Below are 3,337 nucleotides of genomic sequence, written 5' to 3'. Positions count from 1 at the left end.
GCTCCGGTCCCGGTGTACGTCGCCGCCGGGGGGCCGATGGTCGCCCGGTACGCGGGGCGGGTCGCGCAGGGGTTCATCTGCACCTCGGGCAAGGGGCGCGAGCTCTACGCCGACCAGCTCGTGCCGGCCGTCGACGAGGGGCTGGGCAAGGCCGGGCGCGACCTCGATGACATCGACCGGATGATCGAGATCAAGGTCAGCTGGGACCCCGACCCCGAGCAGGCACTCGCGAACACGCGGTTCTGGGCGCCGCTGTCACTCAGCGCTGAGCAGAAGCACTCGATCCACAGCCCCGCCGAGATGGAGCGGGCCGCCGACGAGCTGCCCATCGAGCAGGTCGCCAAGCGCTGGGTCGTCGCCTCCCGCCCGGAGGACGTCGTCGAGGCGCTGCGGATGTACACCGACCTCGGCTTCAACCACCTCGTCGTCCACGGGCCCGGGCACGACCAGGAGCGGTTCCTCTCCACCTTCGCCGAGCAGGTGCTGCCCGGGGTGCGCGAACTGGTGCCGGCAGCCCGGTGAGCGACGACATCGCGGTGAGTGGGCACGTCCCCGCACGGGTGCCGGCTGCACCGGCTGTGCTGCGGCTGCGCGGCCGCACCTTCGACGCGGGTCACCCGGCCGTGATGGCCATCGTCAACCGCACTCCCGACTCCTTCTGGTCGGGCAGCCGGCACGCCGATCTCGACTCGGCGCTGGACGCCCTCGACGAGGCCGTGGCCCGGGGAGCCGACATCGTCGACGTCGGTGGGGTCCGGGCCGGGCAGGAAGGGCCGGTGGTGACCGCCCGCGAGGAGGTCGAGCGGGTGGTGCCGTTCCTCGCGAAGGCGCGCGACCGGCATCCGGACCTCGTCCTCAGCCTCGACACCTGGCGCGCCGAGGTCGCGCGCGAGGCGGCGCAGGAGGCCGGCATCGACCTCGTCAACGACACCTGGGCGGGCCACGACCGCGACCTCGTGCACGTCGCGGCCCAGATCGGTGCCGGCTACGTCGTGTCGCACACCGGCGGGCTGCCGCCGCGCACCGATCCGGTCGGCGTCACCTACCCTCCAGAGCCGCTCGGTGTCGTCGCCGATGCCCTGCGGACGCTGCGCGACGGCGCCGCGCGGGCGGTGGATGCCGGGGTGCCCGCCGAGCGCGTGCTCGTCGACCCCACGCTCGACTTCGGCAAGACGACCGCGCACTCGCTGACGCTGCTGCGGCACACCGAGGCCGTCGTGGCGCTGGGTTTCCCCGTGCTGCAGGCGCTCTCGCGCAAGGACTTCGTCGGTGAGACGCTCGACCTGCCGGCTGATGACCGGCTCGAGGGCACCCTGGCCGCGACCGCGGTGGCCGCCTGGCTCGGCGCGACGGTGTTCCGGGCCCACGACGTGCGGGCCACCCGCCGGGTCGTCGACATGGTCGCGTCGATCCGTGGCGATCGACCCGCCGCCGTCAACGTGCGCGGCGTGCCCGCGTGACGGGGCCGCTGGACGGCATCCGGGTCATCGAGCTCGGAGGCATCGGCCCGACCCCGTTCGCGGGTCTCATGCTGGCCGAACTGGGCGCCGACGTCGTGCGGATCGACCGCCCGGGTGAGCGCAACCCGCTCGCCCTGGCCGCGGGGCTGCGGCGGTCGCGGCCGAGCATCGCGGTGGACCTCAAGTCCCCGGCCGGCGGTGACGTCGTCAAGCGACTCGTCGACGGGGCCGACGTGCTCGTCGAGGGCTTCCGGCCCGGTGTGGCGGAGCGGCTGGGGCTCGGGCCCGACGAGTGCCTGGCCCGCAACCCGCGCCTGGTCCACGCGCGGATGACCGGCTGGGGGCAGACCGGGCCGTGGGCGCAGCGCGCCGGGCACGACATCACGTACGCCGCGGTGTCGGGGACGCTGCACGCGCTCGGCCCGGCGGCTCGCCCGGTCACCCCCGTGCCCGTCATCGGTGACTTCGCCGGCGGGTCGATGTACCTCGTCGTCGGGGTGCTCGCCGCCCTGATCGCCCGCGGCACGACCGGTCGCGGCCAGGTCGTCGACGCCGCCATGGTCGACGGCGCTGCGCACCTGCTGACCATGGTCCACGGACTCCTCGGGGCAGGTGCCTGGCGCGACCAGCGCGAGGCCAACCTCCTCGACGGTGGGGCGCCGTTCTACGCCGTGTACGAGTGCGCCGACGGGAAGTTCGTCGCGGTCGGTGCGCTCGAGCCCGAGTTCTGGGCCGAGCTCGTGACCGGGCTCGGCGTCGACGTGCCGGGTGAGCAGTACGACCCGGACACCTGGGAGGAGCAGCGGTCGGCCTTCGCCGCGGCCTTCCGCACCCGCTCGCGCGACGAGTGGGCGGAGCACTTCGAGGGCACCGACGCCTGCGTCGCTCCGGTGCTGTCCCTGCGCGAGGCCCCGACGCACCCGCACGCCGTCGGTCGTGGCTCCTTCGTCGCTGACGTGAACGGCCACCCCGTGCCTCGGCCCACCCCGCGGCTCTCGGACACCCCGCTGCGTGACCCGGGCCCCGAGCCCGTGCCGGGCGCAGACACTCGCGCCTACCTGCTCGCCCACGGCTTCGGTGCCGACGAGGTGGAGGCGCTCATCACGTCCGGGGCCGTGGTGCAGGCCTGACCCCGTGGGGTTGGATGGCGGCATGAGCCCCTCGCAGAGCGTCAGCACCGTCCTCGTCGAGACCACCGGCGCCATCGGCCGGATCACCCTCAACGCTCCCGAGCGCCTCAACGCCGTCGACCCGCAGATGTGCGCGGCGGTCTCGGATGCCGTGCGCGCCTTCGATGCCGACCCTGCGGTTCGCGTCATCGCGCTCACGGGCGCCGGGCGTGGGTTCTGCTCGGGTGCTCCGCTGTCGGCCGACGGGGCGAACATGGGGGTGTTGGATGCCGGCGCCGAGCTCGTGCGCACTCTCCTCGCCTCGCGCACGCCGGTCGTCGCCCTCGTCAACGGGGTGGCCGCGGGCATCGGGGTGCCGATGGCGCTCGCGTGCGACTACGTCGTGGCGAGTGACGCGGCATCCTTCGTCCTGGCCTTCACCCGGATCGGGCTCATGCCCGACGGTGGGGCAACGGCGCTCGTCGCGGCGTCGATCGGGCGGGCGCGGGCCATGCGGCTGGCCATGACGGGCGAGAAGCTGCCCGCGGTGGCGGCCGCCGAGTGGGGTCTGGTCGCGGAATGCGTTCCCGCCGAGTCGTTCTCGGCCCGGTGTGACGAGCTGCTCTCGGCGTTCTCCGTGGGGGCGACCACCGCGCTGGCGGAGGTCAAGCTGGCGGTCAACGCGGCATCCGTCGACGTCGAGGGCGCCCTGGCGCGCGAGGAGGTCGGCCAGACGGCGCTGTCCCACACCGCCGACTACCGCGAGGG

The 3,337-nt window shown here is 74.3% G+C and carries 4 protein-coding genes; all 4 read left to right on the top strand.

All coding sequences use genetic code 11. The features are described 5' to 3' along the window. The coding region (locus PLL68_RS13215; RefSeq protein ID WP_324534822.1) for an LLM class flavin-dependent oxidoreductase at window positions 1-522 on the top strand (522 nt) is incomplete at its 5' end. Then, the gene (gene folP / locus PLL68_RS13210; protein ID WP_324534820.1) at window positions 519-1,460 is read left to right on the top strand and encodes a dihydropteroate synthase; all 942 of its coding nucleotides are present in this window, start codon (window positions 519-521) and stop codon (window positions 1,458-1,460) included. The genes PLL68_RS13215 and folP, both read left to right, overlap by 4 nt. Beyond that, the gene (locus PLL68_RS13205) at window positions 1,457-2,590 is read left to right on the top strand and encodes a CaiB/BaiF CoA transferase family protein (RefSeq protein WP_324534818.1); all 1,134 of its coding nucleotides are present in this window, start codon (window positions 1,457-1,459) and stop codon (window positions 2,588-2,590) included. The genes folP and PLL68_RS13205 overlap by 4 nt, the downstream gene beginning before the upstream one ends. 22 nt (window positions 2,591-2,612) lie before the next feature. Further along, window positions 2,613-3,337: enoyl-CoA hydratase-related protein (locus PLL68_RS13200; protein ID WP_324534816.1), on the top strand; the 725-nt coding region annotated here is incomplete at its 3' end.

Source organism: Ornithinibacter sp., assembly GCF_035443565.1.
In the GTDB taxonomy this organism is placed as follows: domain Bacteria; phylum Actinomycetota; class Actinomycetes; order Actinomycetales; family Dermatophilaceae; genus Fodinibacter.
This window is presented reverse-complemented; position numbering and strand designations above follow the sequence as displayed.